This is a genomic window from Achromobacter sp. D7-1 (genome assembly GCF_059760445.1).
Genome location: NZ_JCBAMT010000108.1, coordinates 1 through 20,875 on the forward strand (window position 1 = coordinate 1; position 20,875 = coordinate 20,875).

General features: G+C 65.6%; 19 protein-coding genes and 1 pseudogene. 7 read left to right on the forward strand and 13 right to left on the reverse strand.

Going from position 1 to position 20,875, the window contains the following annotated elements; translation table 11 throughout:
- Positions 1-294 (reverse strand): annotated as a pseudogene (locus AC6LKD_RS29500) (SPOR domain-containing protein); the annotation flags it as partial.
- A gap of 9 nt (positions 295-303) precedes the next feature.
- Positions 304-1,986: an arginine--tRNA ligase gene (gene argS / locus AC6LKD_RS29505; protein WP_498118240.1), complete on the reverse strand. Its 1,683-nt coding sequence runs from the start codon at positions 1,984-1,986 to the stop codon at positions 304-306.
- A gap of 322 nt (positions 1,987-2,308) precedes the next feature.
- Here argS and AC6LKD_RS29510 point away from each other — a divergent pair, with 322 nt between their 5' ends.
- Complete coding sequence (locus AC6LKD_RS29510; RefSeq protein WP_013390893.1) at positions 2,309-2,656, forward strand: DUF1840 domain-containing protein; 348 nt, start codon at positions 2,309-2,311, stop codon at positions 2,654-2,656.
- 89 nt (positions 2,657-2,745) lie between these two features.
- Entirely contained in the window at positions 2,746-3,063 is a 318-nt protein-coding gene (locus AC6LKD_RS29515) for a hypothetical protein (RefSeq protein ID WP_013390894.1), read from the forward strand.
- A 15-nt stretch (positions 3,064-3,078) separates the two neighbouring features.
- Here the strand turns inward: AC6LKD_RS29515 and AC6LKD_RS29520 are convergent, their stop codons facing one another.
- The 6 genes from AC6LKD_RS29520 to AC6LKD_RS29545 all read right to left on the reverse strand — a co-directional run bounded on the left by AC6LKD_RS29520 (position 3,079) and on the right by AC6LKD_RS29545 (position 9,114).
- Complete coding sequence (locus tag AC6LKD_RS29520) at positions 3,079-3,879, reverse strand: carbohydrate ABC transporter permease (protein ID WP_013390895.1); 801 nt, start codon at positions 3,877-3,879, stop codon at positions 3,079-3,081.
- On the reverse strand, positions 3,876-4,751 hold the full coding sequence (locus AC6LKD_RS29525; RefSeq protein WP_013390896.1) for a carbohydrate ABC transporter permease: 876 nt from the start codon (positions 4,749-4,751) through the stop codon (positions 3,876-3,878). The genes AC6LKD_RS29520 and AC6LKD_RS29525 overlap by 4 nt, the downstream gene beginning before the upstream one ends.
- 13 nt (positions 4,752-4,764) lie before the next feature.
- Positions 4,765-6,060 carry an ABC transporter substrate-binding protein gene (locus tag AC6LKD_RS29530; RefSeq protein WP_332014558.1) on the reverse strand — a complete coding sequence of 432 codons (1,296 nt, stop codon included), beginning with the start codon at positions 6,058-6,060 and terminating at the stop codon, positions 4,765-4,767.
- 27 nt (positions 6,061-6,087) lie between these two features.
- A complete protein-coding gene (locus AC6LKD_RS29535; protein WP_013390898.1) occupies positions 6,088-7,143 on the reverse strand; it encodes an ABC transporter ATP-binding protein in 1,056 nt (351 codons plus the stop codon).
- A 120-nt stretch (positions 7,144-7,263) separates the two neighbouring features.
- Positions 7,264-8,061 (reverse strand): phosphodiesterase, encoded by a 798-nt coding sequence (locus AC6LKD_RS29540; RefSeq protein WP_013390899.1) that lies wholly within the window; start codon positions 8,059-8,061, stop codon positions 7,264-7,266.
- Between the two features lie 39 nt (positions 8,062-8,100).
- Complete coding sequence (locus AC6LKD_RS29545) at positions 8,101-9,114, reverse strand: LacI family DNA-binding transcriptional regulator (protein WP_013390900.1); 1,014 nt, start codon at positions 9,112-9,114, stop codon at positions 8,101-8,103.
- Between the two features lie 315 nt (positions 9,115-9,429).
- On the opposite strand from AC6LKD_RS29545, the gene AC6LKD_RS29550 reads away from it, so the two are divergent.
- On the forward strand, positions 9,430-10,758 hold the full coding sequence (locus tag AC6LKD_RS29550; protein WP_013390901.1) for an amidase: 1,329 nt from the start codon (positions 9,430-9,432) through the stop codon (positions 10,756-10,758).
- A gap of 139 nt (positions 10,759-10,897) precedes the next feature.
- Here AC6LKD_RS29550 and leuA read toward each other — a convergent pair whose 3' ends face one another.
- Complete coding sequence (gene leuA, locus AC6LKD_RS29555; RefSeq protein ID WP_498118241.1) at positions 10,898-12,610, reverse strand: 2-isopropylmalate synthase; 1,713 nt, start codon at positions 12,608-12,610, stop codon at positions 10,898-10,900.
- A gap of 519 nt (positions 12,611-13,129) precedes the next feature.
- Positions 13,130-13,759, reverse strand: a complete 630-nt coding sequence (locus AC6LKD_RS29560; RefSeq protein WP_013390903.1) for a hypothetical protein — start codon at positions 13,757-13,759, stop codon at positions 13,130-13,132.
- Between the two features lie 16 nt (positions 13,760-13,775).
- On the opposite strand from AC6LKD_RS29560, the gene rpoN reads away from it, so the two are divergent.
- Together rpoN and AC6LKD_RS29570 are read left to right on the forward strand one after the other, a co-directional pair.
- Positions 13,776-15,203: an RNA polymerase factor sigma-54 gene (gene rpoN, locus AC6LKD_RS29565; RefSeq protein ID WP_492275758.1), complete on the forward strand. Its 1,428-nt coding sequence runs from the start codon at positions 13,776-13,778 to the stop codon at positions 15,201-15,203.
- A 133-nt stretch (positions 15,204-15,336) separates the two neighbouring features.
- A complete protein-coding gene (locus tag AC6LKD_RS29570; protein ID WP_013390905.1) occupies positions 15,337-15,618 on the forward strand; it encodes a (2Fe-2S)-binding protein in 282 nt (93 codons plus the stop codon).
- A gap of 30 nt (positions 15,619-15,648) precedes the next feature.
- On the opposite strand, the gene AC6LKD_RS29575 is transcribed toward AC6LKD_RS29570, so the two are convergent.
- Positions 15,649-16,506, reverse strand: a complete 858-nt coding sequence (locus AC6LKD_RS29575) for a LysR substrate-binding domain-containing protein (protein WP_498118242.1) — start codon at positions 16,504-16,506, stop codon at positions 15,649-15,651.
- A 130-nt stretch (positions 16,507-16,636) separates the two neighbouring features.
- On the opposite strand from AC6LKD_RS29575, the gene AC6LKD_RS29580 reads away from it, so the two are divergent.
- On the forward strand, positions 16,637-17,551 hold the full coding sequence (locus tag AC6LKD_RS29580) for a DMT family transporter (RefSeq protein WP_498118243.1): 915 nt from the start codon (positions 16,637-16,639) through the stop codon (positions 17,549-17,551).
- Positions 17,552-17,917: 366 nt separating this feature from the next.
- Positions 17,918-18,394, forward strand: a complete 477-nt coding sequence (bfr, locus tag AC6LKD_RS29585) for a bacterioferritin (protein WP_013390908.1) — start codon at positions 17,918-17,920, stop codon at positions 18,392-18,394.
- A gap of 80 nt (positions 18,395-18,474) precedes the next feature.
- Here bfr and AC6LKD_RS29590 read toward each other — a convergent pair whose 3' ends face one another.
- Together AC6LKD_RS29590 and AC6LKD_RS29595 are read right to left on the reverse strand one after the other, a co-directional pair.
- Entirely contained in the window at positions 18,475-19,161 is a 687-nt protein-coding gene (locus tag AC6LKD_RS29590; protein ID WP_193353239.1) for a hypothetical protein, read from the reverse strand.
- Between the two features lie 24 nt (positions 19,162-19,185).
- Complete coding sequence (locus AC6LKD_RS29595) at positions 19,186-20,793, reverse strand: peptide chain release factor 3 (protein WP_013390910.1); 1,608 nt, start codon at positions 20,791-20,793, stop codon at positions 19,186-19,188.
- Between the last annotated feature and the right edge of the window lie 82 nt (positions 20,794-20,875).

Sequence of the window (20,875 nt, forward strand, 5' to 3'; positions counted from 1 at the left end):
GCCCGGCAGCGGCGCGGGCGCCGTGGCGGTCGGGCCGGTGGACGGGACGCCGGCGGCGCCGTCGCGGCCGTACAGGCCGGCGTTGGGGTCCGGCGCCTGGCGCGGATCCGGCAGCTTGCCATTGTCGCCCTGGCGGCTGGCCCGGTCGACGAAGGGTACGGGCGCCTTGGTGACGTAGAAGGCGACGACGGCGGCCACGATCAGGCCGAGGAGCAAGCCGGCCAGCGCGCCGTACAGGGTGCTGCCGCTTTCGCCGGAGGAACGGCGGGTGGTGGTTTTGCGCTTGGTTGCCATGAACCGATGTTACATCCGCTCGGGCGCCGACACGCCCATCAGCTCGAGGCCGTTGGCCAGCACCTGGCGCGTGGTCGAGGCCAGGCGCAGGCGGGCCAGTTTCAGGGCGGTGTCATCGATCAGCACGCGCTCGGCGCCGTACCAGGCGTGGAAGTCCGAGGCGCAGTCGCGCAGCCAGAAGGCGATATGGTGCGGCGACAGTTCCTGCGCCGCCAGCGCCACCACGTTGGGGAATTCGGCCAGGCGCTGCATCAGCGCGAATTCGGTCGGGGCGGTCAGCAGCGCGGCATCGGCCTGGGCCACGTCGGCGGCCGGCATGGCGGCATTGTTGATCACCGAGCAGATGCGGGCGTGCGCGTACTGGATGTAATAGACCGGGTTCTCGTCGCTCTTGGACAACGCCAGGTCCACGTCGAACACGAATTCGGTGTCGGCACGGCGCTGGATCAGGAAGTAGCGCACCGCGTCGCGGCCGACCCAGTCGATCAGGTCGCGCATGGTCACGTAGCTGCCGGCGCGCTTGGAGATCTTGACCTCTTCGCCGCCGCGCATGACCTTGACCATCTTGTGCAGCACGTAGGCCGGGTAGTCCTTGGGGATGCCCTCTTCCAGCGCCTGCAGACCGGCGCGCACGCGCGCCACGGTGCCGTGGTGGTCGCTGCCCTGGATGTTCACGGCGCGATGGAAGCCCCGCTCCCATTTGGCCTTGTGGTAGGCCACGTCCGGCACGAAGTAGGTGTAGCCGCCTTCGCTTTTGCGCATGACGCGGTCTTTGTCGTCGCCCGTGCCCAGTTCGGTGGTGCGCAGCCACAGCGCGCCGCCTTCCTCGTAGGTATGGCCGCCGGCGACCAGCGCCTTGACGGTCGCTTCGACCCGGCCGGAGGTATAGAGCGAGCTTTCCAGGTAGTAGTTGTCGAACGCCAGGCCGAAGGCCTGCAGGTCCAGGTCCTGCTCGCGACGCAGGTAGGCCACGGCGAAGACGCGGATGTCGTCCAGGTTGTCGACGTCGCCCGTGGCGGTGACATCCACGCCATCGGAGTGGACGGTCGCGCCGGCCTGGAAGTCACGCGCGATGTCGGCGATGTAGTCGCCCTTGTAGCCGTCGGCGGGCCAGTCGGGCGATTCGGTCGTCAGGCCGCGGGCGCGGGCCTGCACGCTGATGGCCAGGTTATGGATCTGGTTGCCGGCGTCGTTGTAATAGAACTCGCGGGTGACGTCCCAGCCGATGGCGTCGTACAGGCGGCAGAGGGCGTCGCCCAACGCGGCCTGGCGGGCATGGCCCACGTGCAGCGGACCGGTGGGGTTGGCCGACACGAACTCGACCAGGATCTTCTCGCCGCTGCGGGGCGAGCGGCCGAAGGCGGCGCCCTGCTCGGCCACGGCGGCGATGACGGCCTGGCGCGCGGCGGCGGTGATGCGCAGGTTGATGAAACCCGGCCCGGCGATTTCAGCGGACTCGATCAGGCCGGCGGCGCCGGGCTGCGCCATCAGGGCGTCGACGATGGCCTGGGCCAGTTCGCGCGGGTTGCGGCGGGCCGGCTTGGCCAGTTGCATGGCCACGTTGGTGGCGACGTCGCCGTGGGCGGCAACCTTGGGACGCTCCAGCAGCACATTTGCCACGGCGTCGGGCAGGCTTTGCGCGACGGCGGCCTGGATCAGGGAGATAAGCTGTTTTTGTTGCTCGAGGAGCATGGGCGTCTGGAGAAGTTCTGAGTTAGTGACGGACGCGCCCGTACAGGCCGGGCCTGTCGGGCGGAGCGGACAGGGGGCGGCGTAGCCGGGCGGACCGCGCGCGCCGCATTCATGGCCGCGTCAGGTCCCGCTGTCACGGGAATCTCCTGAATCATAGCTTGATTTGGCCATTGGACCGGCCTGCGCCCAGGGCGGGAACCTTGCGCCGGAGGGTCTGGGGGGACGGATGGCGCCCGGCCATCGGACCTGCTGCCCCGGGCCAGTTGGCAGCCCCCGGGTGTTGCGGTAGTGTATGTAAGTAATCAATGTGGGAGACTGGAATATGCTGATCACCTTTCATTCCAAGGTCGTGGCCGAGGTTCTGATGCTGACCGACCATGCGGGCGCGCTGTTGCAGGCGGCCGGCAAGTCCTTCGGAGACAAGATCCCGGAGCGTGGCGTTTTCACCGTGGAACAGCTGGGACCCGCCATCAGCGGCATCGAGCGCGCCATCGACGACTATCAGAGTTCCCATGACAAGAGCGACGAAGAAGACGACGACAAGGCGCCTGCATCGCCCATGGCACGCATGGTGGGCCTGAAGGAACGCGCTTTCCCCCTGCTGGATATGATGCGCCAATCCCTGGCGGCAAATGCCGAAGTCACCTGGGAGGTGTCGCGCGGCTGGTAAGCCGGCAAGCCCAATGTCGCCGGGCGGACAATCTGCCCGGTGATTTTTGCCTACGCTTCTCGCCTGACGCCACCTTAAGGAATCACACCATGCGCAGCGATATCACCGTTGTTTTCGACTCCCGCCGTTCGGTCGACCTCTCGGCCAACGTCGAGCCCTCGCCGCAGCGCCAGAGCGACGCGCGCGACTGGTTCGACAGCGCCTGGGAAACGCTGGGCTGCGAGCCGCTGCGCCCCAGCGGCAAGGTCCTGCTGCTGGACAAGGTGCTGGGCGTGGCCGACGCGCTCGGCTATGACACCCTGTCCAGCGACGAAAAGGAGGCCCGCGAGTTCGCCGAGCACCTGGCGCTGGCGCTGGAGCGCCCGCGCATCACCGTGGACCTGCCGGGGTTGACGGTCGGCTATTGAGAAAGCCGCGGGCCCTTAGCGGATGCCCGCGCGCATGAACGACTGCACGAACTGGCGCTGGAACAGCAGGAAGGCGATCAGCAGCGGCGCGGCCGACATCAGCGTGGCGGCCGTGATGACCGACCAGTCGATGCCCTGGTCGGTCGACGAGAACACCTGCAGACCCACCGTCAGCGGCCGCGATTCGACCGAGTTGGTGATGATCAGCGGCCACAGGAAGTTGTTCCAGTGGTGGCTGACCGATACCAGCCCGTAGGCCACGTAGATCGGCTTGGCCAGCGGTACATACACCTTCCACAGCACTTGCAGCGCGTTGGCGCCCTCCATGCGGGCGGCCTCTTCCAGTTCGCGCGGCACCGTCTTGAAGGTCTGGCGCAGCAGGAAAATGCCGAAGGCCGACGCGAAGTAAGGCAGGCCGATGGCGAACACCGTGTCGCGGATGCCCAGCTGGCTCATGGAGCGGTAGTTCTCCACCAGCAGCACGTCCGGCATGATCATCAGCTGCAGCAGCACCAGCATGAAGACGAAATCGCGGCCGCGGAACTCGAAGCGCGCGAAGGCGTAGCCGGCCAGCGTCGACAGCACCAGCTGCGCCGCCAGCACCATGGTGACCAGCAGGAAGGTGTTGAGGAAGTAGCGCGGGAACGGCGCGGCATTCCAGGCGCGCACGAAGTTGTCCAGCGTCAGCGGCGCGAACAGGTCGAAGCGGGTCGCGTAGGCGGGCGGGTGGAACGCCGCCCACATGGCATAGGCCAGGGGCAGGATCCACAGCAGGCCGAGCGCCCAGGCGCCCAGGGTATCGAGCTTGTCTTTCATTGATAGTGCGTCCTGCGGTCCAGCCAGCGGAACTTGATCAGCGCGGTCAGCGCCAGCACCACCAGCAACACGACGGTCAGCGTGGCGGCGTAAGCCGTGTCCCAGAAACTGAAACCCACCTGGTAGATGTAGTAAAGCAGCAGCGTGCTGGCGTTATCCGGCCCGCCGCGCGTCATGACCACCACGTGGTCCACCAGCCGGAACGCGTTGATCAAGGCGTTGATCAGCACGAAGAGCGTGGTGGGCATCAGCAGCGGCCACAGGATGCGGCGGAAATACTGCCAGCGCGACGCGCCTTCCAGCATCGCGGCCTCGCGCAGCGACGGCGATACTGTTTGCAGCGCGGCCAGGTAGAAGATCATGAAGAAGCCGGCTTCCTTCCAGACCGTCACCAGCATCAGCGCGGGCAGCGCGGTCTCGCGGTTCCCCAGCCAGTTGGGGCCGGGCGAGCCGAACAGCTGCATCACCTGCGCGATCAGGCCGTACTGCGGCGTGTAGAAGAACAGCCAGATGTTGGCCACCGCCACCATGGGCAGCACCGTGGGCGTGAAGTAGGCCATGCGCAGGAAACCGCGCCCGCTCAGGTTGCGGTTGACCCACAGCGCCATGATCAGCGCGATGCCGATGGACGTGGGAATGGTACCCAGCGCGAACCACAGATTGTTCCAGAGCGACTGCCAGAACACCGGGTCGTCGCGCATGACGGCGTAGTTGTCCAGCCCCACGAAGCGCGCGGGACGCGCGCCCTTGGGGGTAGAGAAAAAGCTGTGCCATAGCGTCGCCACCGCCGGGTAATGCGTGAAAGCGGCGAGCAGCACGATGGCTGGCAGCAATAGCAGCCAGCCATAAAGCGCGTTTAAAGAGCGGCTCATCGTGCTTGTCGGATTACTTGTAGGGACGCAGTATGCGGTCGGCCTCGCGCTGGGCGTCGGTCAAGGCCTGCTGCGGCGTCTTGGAGCCGGTCAGGGCGGCTTGCAGGGCGTCGTTCAGGGTCTTGGTGACGCGCTGGTTCTCATGCGTGGAGAACTCTGCCACGCTGACTTCCAGCTGGTCGCGCGCGACCGCGGCGGCCGGCACTTCCTGCGCGTACTTCTTCATCTTTTCGGTTTGCCAGGCGGCCGGGGTCACGGCCACGTAGCCCGTGGCGATGCTCCAGTCCGCGGCGCGTTCTGGCGTGGTGACCCATTGCGCGAACTTCAGCGCGGCCTGTTGCTGCGCCGGCGTGCCGCTCTTGAAGATATAGAAGTTGCCGCCGCCGGTGGGGCTGCCGCCGCGCTTTTGCTGCGGCATCATGGCCACGCCGAACGGGAAGTCGGCGTTCTTGCGGATGTTGGTCAGATTGCCCGTGGTGGTCCAGACGATGGCGGCCTTCTTTTCCAGGAAGTCCTTGGGCGTGGTGCCCCAATCGATCGTGCCGGTCGGCATGATCTTGTGCTTGGCTGACAGGTCGCGCCAGTACTGCGCGGCTTCCACCACGGCCGGCTTGTCCAGATAGACCTCATTGCCGGCTTCGTTCATCAGGATCGCGCCGTTGGGCGTGGTCAGCGCCTGGAACAGCCAGTAGGCGAAGGCGCCGCCCGACGGGATCTCGATGCCCCACTGCGTGGTGTTGCCGGACGCGTCCTGCTTGGTCAGCTTCTTGCCGTACTCGACCAGTTCGGCCCAGGTCGCGGGCGCGCGCTCGGGGTCCAGCCCGGCGGCCTTGAACAGGTCCTTGTTGTAGTACATGACGATGGTCGAACGCTGGAACGGCACGCCCCAGGTATGGCCGCCGCTGCGGCTGTTCTGCATGAAGGCGTCATAGAAGCCGCCCAGCCATTTCTTGTCGGCGTCGCTCTTGGCCAGGCTGTCGATCGGCACGATGGCGTCCTCGTCGATCAGCGTGAACATATCGGTGGACAGCAGCACCGCCAGTTGCGGCGGCGTGCCGCCCTTGAGCGCGGTCAGCGCCTTGGCGATCGAGTCCTGGTACGAACCGGCGTAGATCGGCTTGATCTTGATGTCGGGATTTTCCTTCTGGAAATCCGCCACCATGTCGTCGACGATCTTGGTGATCGGGCCGCCGACCGCGACGGGGTAATAGAACTCCACCTCGACGGGCTTGTTCTGCGCCTGCGCAGGCAGCGACAGGCAGGCGGCGGCCAGGCTGGCGGCCAGGGTTTTCAGTACGATGCGACGCATGTTGTTTTCCTTTCCTGTGTACGGGCCCTAGCGGCCGGCGGAGTTGATGACCGCCGAATCGGCGGCAAAGAAGTGCTGCTGGCCGTCCTGCCAGGACAGGCCCAGTGTTTCGCCCGCGCTGGCGCGCAGATGGCCGCCCACGCGCACGGCCACGCCGCTGGTGTCGCCCACGCGGCAAACCACGATGGAGTCCGCGCCGAAGTACTCCACGCTTTCCACCTTGGCCGCAATGCCGTTGGGGTCGATGCGGATGTGCTCCGGACGCACGCCCAGTTTCATGGCGCCCGCTGGGGCGCCGGCAATGGCGGGGCCATGCGTGCCGGCGATGACCGTGGCGCCCTGCAGGGAAGCCAAGCCGATCAGGTTCATGGGCGGCGTGCCGATGAAGCGCGCCGCAAATTCGGTGGCGGGCCGCGCATACAGTGCGTCCGGCGTGTCGTGCTGTTCGATCTTGCCGCCACGCAGCAGCACCACCTGGTCGGCCATGCTCATGGCCTCGGTCTGGTCGTGCGTGACGTAGACCATGGTGATGCCCAGGTCCTGTTGCAGGGCGCGGATCTCGCGGCGCATTTCATGGCGCAGCTGCGCGTCCAGGTTGGACAACGGTTCGTCCATCAGACAGACCGGGGCTTCGGAAATCACGGCGCGGCCCAATGCCACGCGCTGTTGCTGTCCGCCGGACAATTGCGAGGGCTTGCGGTCCAGCAGATGGCTCAGGCCCAGCAGGTCGGCCACGCGCTGCAGGCGACGGTCGTAGTCGCGGGCCGGCTCCTTGCGAACCTTGAGGCCGAACAAAATGTTCTCGCGCACCGACAGGTGCGGAAACAGCGCGTACGACTGGAACACCATCGAGATGCGGCGCTTGGCGGGCGGCAATTGGGTGACGTCGCGGTCGCCGATGTGGATGGTGCCCGAGGTCGGCGTGTCCAGCCCGGCGATCATGCGCAGCGTGGTGGACTTGCCGCAGCCGGACGGACCCAGCAGGACCGTGAAACTGCCGGCGGGAACCGTAAAGCTCACGCCATGGATCGCGGCGGCGTTGCCGTACTGTTTGGTGAGGTTATCCAGGACGATGGATGACATGCTGTCTCGAAGATCTAATAGTTAGATCCGCATTGTTGCCTGTTATGAAAACCTTTTCATTGTGCAGCGCAAACATGACGGATGTATGGCAGAACAAACTTTCGTAGTCTAGCTTTGGCCTCAGGCGAATGGGTACGGGCCGGGGTAATCCCCGATGACCGCATGATGCGTGACCAGGTTTTTCCCTTGCCACCAATGCAGCTGGTAGCCCGGCGGTTCCATGATGTACTGCAGCGTCGGCCGCGGTCCCAATTCCAGGGCGAGCTGGTGCGCGGTGCCCGGACAGGTGGAGGCGATGGTGCCGCCGAAGCGCTGGAAGATCGTGCGGTGCAGATGGCCGCAAAGCACGCGCTCCACGTTGGGAAAGCGCGCCACGATGCGTTCGAGTTCGGGCGCGCCGGCCAGCAGGCCGATGGCGTCCATGTGTTCGATGCCGGTCAGGAACGGCGGATGGTGCATCAGGACCAGCGTGGGCCGCTCGGGCTGTTCGGCCAAGCGCGCGGCCAGCCAGTCCAGGCGGTCCTGGCAGAGCTCGCCATGGCTTTTCATGGGCACCACCGTGTCCAGCGCCAGCATGCGCAGCGGATAGGTTTCGATGGCGTATTGGATGAACGGGCCCCCGCCTTGCAGGTAGCCGTGGTCCGGAAAGGCCGCGCGCAGCTGGGCGCGGTCGTCGTGGTTGCCGGGCAGCAGGAAGTAGGGAATCTCCAGCGCCTGCAGATGTTCGCGCAGCACCTGGTATTCGTGCGGGCGGCCCAGATCGGTCAGGTCGCCCGTGATCAGCACGCAGTCGGGGCGCGGGGTCAACGCGTTGAGCGCGCGCACCGCGGGCGCCAGGAAGGCCGCCGGATCGATGATGCCGTAGGCCTTGTCGCCCGGGGTGCGCATGTGCAGGTCGGTGATTTGTGCGATGAGCATGACGCGTGTACTGAGGAAGAATTGTTGTAGGAAAGGGCCTTAGCGGCGCACCGGCGCGGCGGTGCCGCCGACCACGATGCAATGCGGCAGACGGTCGGAATGCGGCGGCTGGCCCTGGATCTGCGCCAGCAGGTTCGAGCAGGCGGTTTCGCCTATGCCGTCGCTGGGTTGGGCCACGGTGGTCAGGGGCGGCGTCAGCAAGGCGCCGAAGCGCATGCCGTCGAATCCGCAAACCGAAATGTCGGCAGGCACGGACAGGCCCAGGCCCACCAGGTCTGCAATGACGGCGGTGGCCAGCAGGTCGTTGGAACAGAACAAGGCGGTGGGCGCCTGCTTGCCGCGCAGGGCGGCCTTCAGGGCGTCCAGATCGCTGCCCGTGTGCGAGCTCATGGAGATGTGCTGGATGGCGTCCAGGCCCAGGCGCTTGGCGCAGGCGCGCGCTCCCGTCAGCCGGCGGCGGGCGCGGTCCGAGGCGGTCAGCGGGCCCGTCACCAGGGCGATGCGGCGATGGCCCAGCGCGGCCAGGTGGGCCACCATGTCGCTGGCGGCCGCGCGATTGTCGACCGACGCGAAGGGATGGGCGCCGGACTCGTTGTAGACCAGCACGTAGGGAATGCCGGCATGGTCCAGGTCGTCCAGCGTGGCGCTCTTGGCGGCGTCCGCGACCGTCAGGATCAGGCCATCGACCTGGTGGTCCATCAGGCCCTGGACCGCCGCGGATTCCACCGCCGGATCGTAGCCGGTGGCGGTCAGCATGACGCTATAGCCCGATTCCCGCGCGCGCCGCTCCGCGCCTTCGAAGCACTCGGCGAACACGGGATTGGATAGCGTGGGCAGTATCAGGCCGATGGTGCGCGTGCTGCCCGAGCGCAGGCTGCGGCCGACGCGATTGGGTCGGAAGCCCGCGCGTTTGGCGACGTTGCGGATATGCGCGAGCGTGTCGGGATGCACGATCTCGGGCTGGTTGAACGCGCGCGAAACCGTCGCCGGGGAAACCCCGGCCTTGCGGGCCACTTCAATGATGGAAAAGCGGGGCGACGAGCGCGATGCCATGGCGGGATTGCTGCCGGGTTTTCTGAAAACGATTTCATCTTACTCGACAAATATGACCCTTGTATTGCACGGGTTTGCGCTATGCTGATGCCGACGCAACAACAAATCGTCATGGCGCGGCATGCGATTTTCCCGGGAAAAAACGGCTTTTTTCGGTGTTTATCCCAATTGACGCAGCGCGCACAATGGCAAGAGTCGGTCCATCCGGACTGTGCGGCAAGATGCCGTGCACAAGGCGGATCCTCGGTCAAAGGGGACCGGGTGCGTATTTTGCTGCCGCGCGAGACGCGCGGTACCGGTAAAGAGGAAAGGACCATGTCTACTGCCTTGAACAGACTTGGCGCGCTGGAAGCCGCGCGCAAGCTGCAACGGCGCGAATTGACCGCAGAGCAACTGGTGCGCGCCTGCTTTGCGCGCATCGAACAACGCGAAAGCACCATCCATGCGTGGACCGCGCTGCAAAAGCAGGCCGCGCTCGACCGTGCGCAGGCACTGGACCGCGGCGCGCTGCAGGGCGTGTTGCATGGCTTGCCGATGGGCGTGAAAGACTTGTTCGACACCGTCGACCTGCCCACGCGCTACGGCTCGCCCATCTATGAACGTCACCATCCGGGCCTGGATGCGGCCTCCGTGGCGCTATGCCGGGGCGCGGGCGCAATCGTCGTCGGCAAGACCGTGACGACCGAATTCGCTACCTATCAGGCAGGCCCCACGCGCAACCCGCGCAACGAGGCCTATTCGCCTGGCGGCTCATCCAGCGGCTCGGCCGCGGCGGTGGCCGACGACATGGTGCCCTTCGCGTTGGGCACGCAGACCGCGGCCTCCATCATCCGCCCCGCGTCTTATTGCGGCATCGTGGGCTTCAAGCCGACCTTTGGCAGCATTTCCCGCGCCGGCGTCAAAAGCGTGGCGGAGTCGCTGGACACCATTGGCGGCTTTGCCCGTTCGGTGCCGGACGTGGCATTGTTCGCTTCGGTGCTGATGCGCGATCCCCGCATGCTGGACCTGGCGTACGACGGCAAGCCGCGCATCGGCATGTACCGCAGCCTGCAATGGCGGCATGCCCTGCCGGAAACCAAGGAAGCCTACGCGCAGGCAGCGGCCATCCTGTCGCGCGCCGGCGCCGTGGTCGAGGAAGTGCCGCTGCCGCCCGAGCATTGCGTTCTGGTGCAGCTGCATGCCGACATCATGGCATTTGAAGTCTCGCAGGCGCTGGCCTACGAGCGCCTGGAGCATGCGGCGCAGCTCAGCCCCAAGATCCAGGCCATCCTGGAGGCGGGCTCGCGGATCACTGCTGAAGAGCACCAGAAGAACCTGATGCGCGCCGCCGAGTCCCGCGCGCGCGTGGATGCCTGGTTCGACAAGTACGATGTGCTGCTGGCACCCAGCGCGAGCGGCGAGGCGCCGTTCGCCGACCTGGGCACGGGCGATCCGCAGTTCTCGCGCGCTTGGACGGTGTTCGGCCATCCCAGTCTGAGTCTGCCGTTCGCCACAGGCCCGCAAGGCCTGCCCGTTGGGCTGCAACTGGTCGGCGCGCGCTACAGCGACCACCGGACGCTGGCGATGGCGGCGTGGGTCCACCAGCGGCTGCTGGCCGCCACCGCGCCGGATATCGGCGCGTCCGACATGTGGCCGCGCGGCTGAGCGTCAGCCGCCCGCGCGCGGACTGAAGCCGCGTTGGCGCGGCGGCGTTCAAAGAAAAAGCCAGCCCGGTAAGGCTGGCTTTTTTACGCCGGGTTGCGGATCACGCGGTCTCGGCGGTTTCCTTACGCCGGGTTGCGGATCACGCCGTTTCGGCCGTTTCTTGTTCGGTTGCCGCCACGGCGCCCGCATTGATATGGCGGTTGACGGCGCTCAGCACGGCCTGGAACGAGGCGGTCACGATGTCGCGGTCGATGCCCACGCCGAAGCCGGTGCTGGATTCGCCGACGCGCAATTCCACATAGGAGGCGGCGCGCGTGTCGGTGCCGGTGCCGATGGCGTGCTCGTGGTAGTCCATGATGCGCACGGGCACGTCCAGCGCGGCCACGAAGGCCGAGATGGCGCCATCGCCCTTGCCCGTCACGATGCGGCGCTCGCCGTTGTATTCGAGTTCGGCTTCGATGCTGAAATGCTGGCCTTCGCCGGCCGACGGATTGCCGTCGATGCGATGGCGCACCAGCTTCCAGGGCGACTTCTGTTCGAGGTATTCGCGGTTGAAGATCGTGTGCACGTCGTCAGCCGTGACTTCGCGGCCGGTCTCGTCGGTGACGCGCTGGATGGCGCGGCTGAATTCGATCTGCAGGCGGCGCGGCAAGACCAGGCCATGTTCCTGTTCGAGCAGGTAGGACACGCCGCCCTTGCCCGATTGGCTATTCACGCGGATGACGGCGTCGTAGCTGCGGCCGAGGTCGGCCGGGTCGATGGGCAGGTACGGCACTTCCCAGACGGCGTCGGCTTGCTGCTGCGCGAAGCCCTTCTTGATGGCGTCCTGGTGCGAGCCCGAGAACGCGGTGAAGACCAAGTCGCCCGCGTACGGATGGCGCGGGTGGACCGGCAATTGGTTGCAGTATTCGGCGCAGCGGCGCACTTCGTCGATGTCCGAGAAGTCCAGGCCCGGGTGCACGCCTTGCGTGTAGAGGTTCAAGGCCAAGGTGACGAGGTCGACGTTGCCGGTGCGCTCGCCGCTGCCGAAGAGGCAGCCTTCGATGCGGTCGGCGCCGGCCATTACGGCGAATTCGGCGGCGGCCACGGCGGTGCCGCGGTCATTGTGCGGGTGCACGCTGAGCACAATGCTGTCGCGGCGCGTCAGGTTCTTGTGCATCCATTCGATCTGGTCGGCGTACAGATTGGGGCTGGTGGCCTCGATGGTGGCGGGCAGGTTCAGCACCATCTTGCAATCGGGCGTGGGCTGCCATACGTCAGCCACGGCGTTGGAGACTTCCAGCGCGAATTCGGGTTCGGTGGTGCTGAAGACTTCGGGCGAGTACTGGTAGCGCCATTGCGTTTCCGGGTGCTGCGCCATGTACTGCTTCACCAGGCGCGTGCCGGTGGTGGCGATGTTCTTGATCTCGTCCTTGCTCATGTTGAACACGACCTTGCGGAACGCCGGTGCGCAGGCGTTGTACAGGTGGACGATGGCTTGCTTGGCGCCGGCGGCGGATTCCACCGTGCGGCTGATCAGGTCTTCGCGCGATTGGGTCAGCACGATGATGGTGACATCGTCCGGGATGCGCTTTTCGTCGATGAGCTTGCGCACGAAATCGAAGTCGGTCTGCGAGGCGGACGGGAAGCCCACTTCGATTTCCTTGAAGCCGATTTTCACCAGCTGTTCAAAGAAGCGGACCTTGCGCTCCACGCTCATTGGTTCGATCAGCGCCTGGTTGCCGTCGCGCAAGTCCGTGCTCATCCAGATCGGCGCCTTGGTGATGCGGCGGCTGGGCCAGGTGCGTTCGGAAAAGTCGCGGGTAAAGGGCGCGAAGGGGACGTATTTGGTGGCGGGGTTGGCAAGCATCATTACTACACCTCGATCGGTTTCTTTTGAATCCCGGGAATGCTTCCCTGGGCGGCTACGCGACCGGATGGCGGTCTTGTGCCAGGATTTGCCGTGATTGACCGGCAGGATTCAGAGATAAAAGGGGGAAATCGCGTGTGGCAAGCGTGGTTGCCGAGCTACCACGGGGACACTAGGCCCGGCAACCGATCGGTAGGTATAGCGATAGCGCGTAGGAGGAGAAACGGGCGCGCAGGCCGGCAACCGGAGCGTCGTAGCGTCCGGTGGCAATCGCGAAGGGGGTGCGGTGAGCGGCCATAGGTTGCTAGTCAAACATATTTTCTTCGCCAGCGCAACTGAATGTGCTTTTGTATCGAGGCGGGTTGCGGGCTTGAGACAGCGTATTTTGCTGAAGAATATTCGGCAAAAATGGGGTTGGATAGGGGAAGGCCGGGTCGCGTTACAGCGTTGCCTGGCCGGCGAGGGACTGAAACAAACAGGCCGCCTGTCGGCGGCCTGCTATGGCAATGGTGAGGGGGGGGCTTACCGGGCCGGGCCGATGCGCGGTTCCACGTAGCGGTCGCTGCGTCCTTCACTGCGCGCTTCGTGGCGGACTTCGTCGCGCGGGTCGCGCGGCTTGCGGTCGGACGATTCAAGGACGCGGGCCTGCTCCGCGACCATCGCGATCTTGCTGGCGCGGTTGTGGCGGATTTCAGACAGGGAGCGGCGCAGGTCGCCCACCGTGAAGGGCTCCTGGCGGTCGCCCCAGGTCCAGCGCAGCACGCCCAGGGATTCCTCGGACAGGTTGGGCGCCAGGTCGGCCAGCACGCTGGTTTCGACGGGAGTGGCGCTGCCGGAGGCCAGGCTGGCGGACAGCCAGGCGCGCAGCGTGAAGAACACGATCAGGGTCCAGATGCCGGCCACCGCCCACCAGATGTAGGGGTTGACCTTCTGCACCATGTCCATGGTCGGTTGCCCCAGGGAGTGCAGGAACTCGTAGTTCATGGTGCGGCCGAAATTCAGTATCCAGTTGGCGGCCAGATACCAGATAACCACGGCGACGGCGATGACGATCGCGCGCACGATGAGGCGGGGAAGCGCCAGTTTGAGCAGGGTCTGGCCAATGAGGCGGCAGTCCTGGCGGACGCTTGCGGGCGAAGTCAGATTCATCATGCAAAATATTGTACCTATGACCCGTCCAATTTTAGAACTGCGACCTGGTCAGCATTTGACGCTGACGCCACAACTGCAGCAATCGATCCGATTGTTGCAGCTGTCCACGCTCGATCTCGAAGCCGAGATCTCGCAAGTGCTTGCGGAGAACCCGCTGCTGGAGCGGCAGGACGAAGCGCCGTCGGCCGAGACGCCGGCGGAGTCCGACCGCGAGTCCTCCGTGCAGGACGACGAACCCGCCGCCGAACGCGAGACCCCGGTGGACGAAATGCCGGGCTCGGGCGGGGTCTACCCCGACGAAGATTCCAGCCGGCCCGAGGCCGCAAGGCCGGACACGCTGCGCGAGCACCTGCTGGGCCAACTGATGCTGACGCGCGCTGCGCCGCGTGACGTCGCGTTGGCGGGCCTGCTGATCGACGAGCTGGACGAGAACGGCTACCTGGGATCGCCGCTGGAAGAAATCCTGGGCTGGTTGCCGGCCGAGCTGGAGCCGGACATCGACGAGCTGAAGGCGGCCCTGTCGCTGCTGCAATCGTTCGACCCGCCCGGCATTGGCGCCCGCGACATGGCCGAATGCCTGTTGTTGCAGCTGCGCAACCCCGATCTGGGCCAATTGCCCGAAGCGGCGGATGCCGCGGTGCTGGCCTGTGCGCGGCAGATCTGCGCGCAACACCTCGCGCTGCTGGCGACAGGCAACGCTGCGCGCCTGTGCGCGGCGGTGGGCTGCGACGACGCCACGTTCCGTTCGGCGCATTCCCTGATCCTGCGGCTGGAGCCGCGTCCGGGGCGCGCCTGGACCGTGCCCGCGGCCGACTACGCCGTGCCCGACGTCATCGTGCGCAAGGCCCGTGGCGGCTGGCAGGTCACCCTCAACAGCGCCGCCGTGCCCAAGCTGCAGATCAATGGGTTGTACGCCCAGATGTTGGGCAACCAGAAGGAGTCCGCGCATGCGGGGCTGCACTCGCAGTTGCAGCAGGCCCGCTGGATGATCCGCAACGTGGAGCAGCGCTTTGACACCATCCTGCGGGTGGCCCAGGCCATCGTGCAACACCAGACGGCTTTCTTCAGCCAAGGACCTGCCGCCATGCGGCCGCTCATCCTGAAGGACATCGCCGGCGAACTGGGCTTGCACGAATCCACTATTTCACGGGCCACAACGCAGAAGTACATGCTCACTCCGTTTGGCACATTGGAGCTCAAGCGCTTCTTCGGCACGGGCGTGTCGACGGACGGCGGGGATGCCACCTCGGCCACCGCGGTGCAGACCTTCATCCGCCAGATGGTGGCCGATGAGAACCGGGCCAAGCCTTTGTCCGACAGCCAGATCATGCAAAAGCTGGCCGATCAGGGGATAGTCATCGCCCGAAGGACGGTGGCAAAGTATCGAGAAGCGCTGCGGATTGCCCCGGCGGCGTTGCGCAAGGCGCAGGCGGCCGCCCGCTGATCGTACTTGAGTAATCAGGGACGGACTTGCGGAAATTCGTCCCTGATTTCAAAGACTTGCGTGACACTTTGGTTGCAAATTTATTTGCGCGCGGGACTTGCCAGTAGCGGAATAATTTTCGATAATTATTCTCATGTACATTTGCGTATGTAATGCCATCACCGAACGCCAAGTCCGCGCCAGCGTGGACGGGGGTGCGACGACGCTTTCCGACCTGCAATTCGAGCTGGGCGTGGCCACGTGCTGCGGCTGCTGTGCGGCCACCGCCGCCGAATACCTGCCGGGCGGCCGCTGCTCCAGCGTGTGCGACGTGCGCTCCATCGCCGTTCCGGTCAATCCTCCGGCCGCCCTGGTCGAATCGGGCGCGCCTGCTGCCAACAGCAGCTTCCCGATTCCCCTGGTCGCCATCGCCTGAGGGCAGTCGTCTCTTTCCGGCTCGCTGCCGTCATGCAGCGGGCCGCGTTGCTTCTTTCCCGCAAAATTTTCGGATAGCCATCGCCAGTTGGCGCGCGGGCTCGCGTACCGTGTCGGCCAGGCATAGCGCCAGTTCGGTCGGCGGCACCGGGGGCAGTTCCGCGTCGATAATCTGGTGGTCCGGCAAGAGGCAGCGCCGCTCCAGCAGCGCCACGCCCAATCCTCCCGTCAATGCCGCCTGCAAGCCCATCAGGTTCGGGCTTTCGTAGGCGATGCGCCAGTGGCGGCCGGCCGCTTCCAGGGCGTGGATGGCGCGGTTGCGGTAGATGCAGCCCTGCGGAAATGCGACCAGCGGCACGGGCTCAGCCAGCGGAACCTCCACCCCTGGGGCGCCGATCCAATGCAGTTGCTCGGGCCAGGCGGCCAACGCGGGGCCCGCGCCGGGCTCGCGCTTGAGCAGCGCCACGTCCAGGTCGCCCCGTTCCAGTGCGCGGGTGAGCGCGGAGGTCAGGTCGCAGCGGACCGATAGCCGCACGCCGGGGCGGGTTCGCGCAAACTCCGATACCAGGATGGTCAGCGTGTCGGCCGCGAAATCGTCCGGGATGCCTAGCCGGATTACGTCCACGCGCTTGCGCCCGCTGACCGCTTCCCGGACTTCGGTCGACAGGGCCAGCATCCGTCGCGCATAACCCAGCAGGCGTTCGCCGTCCTCGGTCAGCGAGACCTGACGGCCCTCGCGGATGAACAGGGCGCATTCCAAGGTTTCTTCCAGCTTGCGGATTTGCTGGCTGACGGTGGACTGGCTGCGATGCACGCGTTCGCCCGCGGCCGTGAAGCCGCCCGCATCCACGACGGAGACGAAGCTGTGCAAAAGGTCGAGGTCTGGCATCAGTGGCTCCAAGCATTCATTTTTTAAATACTTTCGATCCGAATAAAGAGTTTGTCAATGGATAGGGGCCCGCGCAGAATCCCTACATCCGCTGCATCCGCGGCTTGGCCGCCCCACTTTCGGATTCATCATGAAGGTCACCTCGACTCTGTCTGCCGCCGCCCTGCCAGCCCAAGCCTCGCCAGGCATCAGTTGGGCGCCCATCGCGGCCTTCTGCTTTCTGTGGAGTTCGGCGTTCGCTGCGGCCAAGATCGCGGTGCGGGACTGCCCGCCGCTGACCTTGCTGACTATCCGCTTCCTGATTGCGGGGGCCTTGATGCTGGGCCTTGCGGCGGCCAGCGGCGGCTGGAAAATGCCGGCGCGCCGCGACTTGATTGCGCTGATCCTGCTGGGAGCGCTGAACAATGCCCTGTACCTGGGCCTGAGCTGGTCGGGCATGACGACCGTGTCGTCCGCGTTCACTGCGGTGCTGATCAGCACCAACCCGCTGCTCATCGGCGTGCTGGCCGGGCCCGTGCTGGGCGAACGCCTGGGATGGCGCAAGCTGCTCGGGCTGTGCCTGGGATTGGCGGGCGTGGCGCTGGTGCTGCGCTCGCGGCTGACGGGCATGCAGGAGGATCTGCATGGCACGCTGCTGGTCACGGGAGGCCTGCTGGCGCTGGTCGCGGGCACGCTGCTCTACAAGCGCCTGAAGCCGTCCTCGGGCCTGTGGACCTCAACAGGCATACAGTCGCTGGCCGGCGCGGCGGTCATGCTGCCTTTTGCGTTGACGTACGAGAGCATCGGCGATGCGCGCATGACGGCGAGCCTATTCTGGAGCATGGCCTACATGATCGTCGCCGTGTCGATGGGCGGCTACTACCTATGGTTCATGATCCTGGGGCGCGCCAGCGCCACGGCGGCCAGCGCGCTGCACTTCCTGATGCCCCCGCTCGGGTTGCTGTTCGGATGGCTGGTGCTGGGCGAGCACGTGTCGTGGCTGGACCTGCTGGGTATCGTCCCCATTGCATTCGGCATCTGGCTGGCCACGCGGCGCGCCGATTAGCGTGCAACCGTGGCCGGGGTTGCCGATCCGCAACGAATCGACGCCGACCGCTTGCCGGCGTGTTTCGTGCAGCCCGAGGGCGCGTAGCCGCATGCGATTGCGCGGCGTCGTCGGCGAATTCCGGTGCGTGGCGCGTCGTCAGGCCGCGCGGGTGTTGATGCAGGCATGCAAGGCATCACGCACGCATACTCATTCTCATTAGCTTGTCGCTTTCTTGTAGCGCTCCTAAAGCGGTTTACCAAATGCAGCGCAAGGCTAGGCGCGGCCCCGCGCCTGGTGGTAGTCTGCCGGGGTTGCGTACGCGCGGCATCGTGCGCTCCTTTGTCGCGATGCATCTGCGTCGCGCCTGACTGCAAGGAGTCCATCATGAAAGGCGACAAAACCGTCATCCAGTTTCTGAACAAGCAACTGACCAATGAACTGACGGCCATCAACCAGTATTTCCTGCATGCCCGCATGCTGAACCATTGGGGCTTCGATAAGCTGGGCAAGCACGAGTACGAAGAATCCATCGGCGAAATGAAGCATGCGGATCGTCTGATCGCGCGCATCTTCATGCTGGACGGCCTGCCCAACCTGCAAGACCTGCACAAGCTGCTGATCGGCGAAGATGTGCCGGAATTGCTGGCCTGTGACCTGAAGCTGGAGCAAGGCGCCCAGGCGACCGTGAAGGAAGCGATCGCGCATTGCGAATCGGTCCGCGACTATGTTTCGCGCGATCTGTTCCAGGACATCCTGGACGATACCGAAGAGCACATCGACTACCTGGAAACGCAGATCGACCTGATCGACAAGGTCGGCATCCAGAACTACCTGCAAAGCCAGATGTCCGTGCCGGAGTAATGTTCCGGTCATGAAAAATGGCGCCCCGCGGGGCGCCATTTTCTTTGGTACTGCCGGGCCTGCATCGCAGGCCCAGTTATTTACTGCGGACGGGCCGGACACTCGGCCATGGTGCCCCAGGCGCGGTTGGGACCGCAGTACTTGTTGCGCGCGGCCCAGGAGCACGAGGGGCGCTCGAAGAAACCTTGCGTGGCGCATTGCGCGAGCTCGCGCTTGAGCGCGTCCTGCCAGCCCAGGGCGCCGGGCGCTTGCGCGGTGTTCGGGGGCGGCGGAGGCGCCTGCACCATCTGCGGGGTGCCATAGCCGCCAGCCTGGACCTGGCCGCCGTTGATGGCCGTGGAGGTGCCCGGCGCTTGCAGGTCCAGCGTGCTGACGTCCGAGGCGCCCGAAGGCAGCGGCACGTGCGAGGCCGCCGCGATTTCGCGGGCCTGGTCCGGGCTGATGCGGTCGCGCGAGATCTTCACCGCGGGATCGCTGACGCTATCGAACAGCGAGACGGTGTTGACCTGCCATTCGCGGTCGGACGGCTTGTCGGGTACGCCCAAGGTGCCGTCGATGCGCGGTTGCGGGGGCTGGGCCACATAAGGACGGCCATTGGCGTCCAGTACGGGTTGCTGGGATGCCGAGGCATCCTGGCCAGGAGCAGGCGCGGCCACCGGCGCATGCGCCACCAGCCAATCACCCAGTTGAATTCCGCCCCAGGCCGACGCGCCAAGCGCGATCAGGAGCGTTGCGAATAAAAAACGCCAAGACATTGCTACCCTCATCTGCCGTGCGGAACCCGAACGGGTCTACGCTTTGTCTCCGAAAACCTTGCCGCCGTGCTCCCGCATGGCATGGAATTTCACATCGGGATACAGTTCCTCGGCCACGCGCAACTGCGCGGGAGAACCGATCAAAAACGCCGCCGCATCCACAACATCATAGGCGATATGGGCGGCATTGGCATCCATGAACTTGCGCAGCGCCTTGGGGTTTTCAGACGTAATCCAACGTGCCATTGTGTAGCGGGACGGCAGCATCCGGGCGTCCACGCCGTACTCCGTCTTCAGGCGATGGGCGACCACTTCGAACTGCAGCTGGCCAACCGCGCCCAGCAGCAGGGAGCCGCCGGCAGCCTCGGGACGGAACACCTGAATGGCGCCTTCCTCGCCCAATTGGGTGAGGCCGGTGCGCAGCTGCTTGGTGCGCAGCGGATCCTTCACTTCCACGGCCTGGAACAGCTCGGGGGCGAAGAACGGCAGGCCGGTGAACTGCAGCGTCTCGCCTTCGGTCAGCACGTCGCCCAGTTGCAGCACGCCGTGGTTGGGAATGCCGATGACGTCGCCGGCATAGGCCTCGTCCAGCAACTCGCGCCGCTGCGACAGGAACGACACCACGTTGTTGGGGCGCATTTCCTTGTTGGTGCGCGCGACTTTCAGGCGCATGCCGCGCTCGAAGCGGCCGGAGCTGACGCGCACGAACGCGACGCGGTCGCGGTGCGCCGGATCCATGTTGGCCTGCACCTTGAACACCACGCCGGTGAACTTGGGTTCCACGGGCTGCACCAGGCGCTGCATGGAGACGCGCGGACCCGGAGGCGGCGCCTGTTCGACCAGCGCGTCCAGCACTTCCTGCACGCCGAAGTTGTTGATGGCGGAGCCGAAGAACACGGGCGTCTGCTTGCCGGCCAGGAACTGCTCGCGGTCGAAGGCGGGCGCAGCTTCATTGATGAGTTCGATCTCGCCGCTGGCCTGCTCGAAAGCCGAGCCGAAACGGCGGGCGATTTCGGGATTGCTCAAGCCTTCGATGAAGTCGTCCTTGTCCGAGCGGCGCTCCTGCCCGGGGCGGAACACGCGCATGCGGTCCTGGCGGATGTCGAACACGCCGCCGAAGGCTTTGCCCATGCCGACCGGCCACGAGAACGGCACGGCGTCCATGCCCAGGTGGCCTTCGATTTCGGACAGCAGTTCAAGCGGCTCGCGCACTTCGCGGTCCATCTTGTTGATGAACGTGATGATGGGCGTGTTGCGCGCGCGGCAGACCTGCAGCAGGCGAATGGTCTGCGGTTCGACGCCGTTGGCGGCGTCGATCACCATGAGAGCCGCGTCCACCGCCGTCAGCACCCGGTACGTGTCTTCGGAGAAGTCCGCGTGGCCCGGGGTGTCGAGCAGGTTGATGACGCAATCGCGGTATTCCATCTGCATCACCGAGGACGCCACGGAAATGCCGCGCTGCTTTTCGATTTCCATCCAGTCGGACGAGGCATGGCGCGAAGCCTTGCGCGCCTTGACGCTGCCGGCGATCTGGATCGCGCCTGCGAACAGCAACAGCTTTTCGGTCAGTGTCGTCTTGCCCGCGTCGGGGTGGGAAATGATGGCGAACGTACGGCGCCGCGCTACTTCGTGAGGGATGTTCATGATCGGAAGGATTTTACTTGGCGCCGCTTTTGGGCCCGGCGCGGTCCGGTATCGGGCATGAAAACGCGCGGGGCATGCGCCG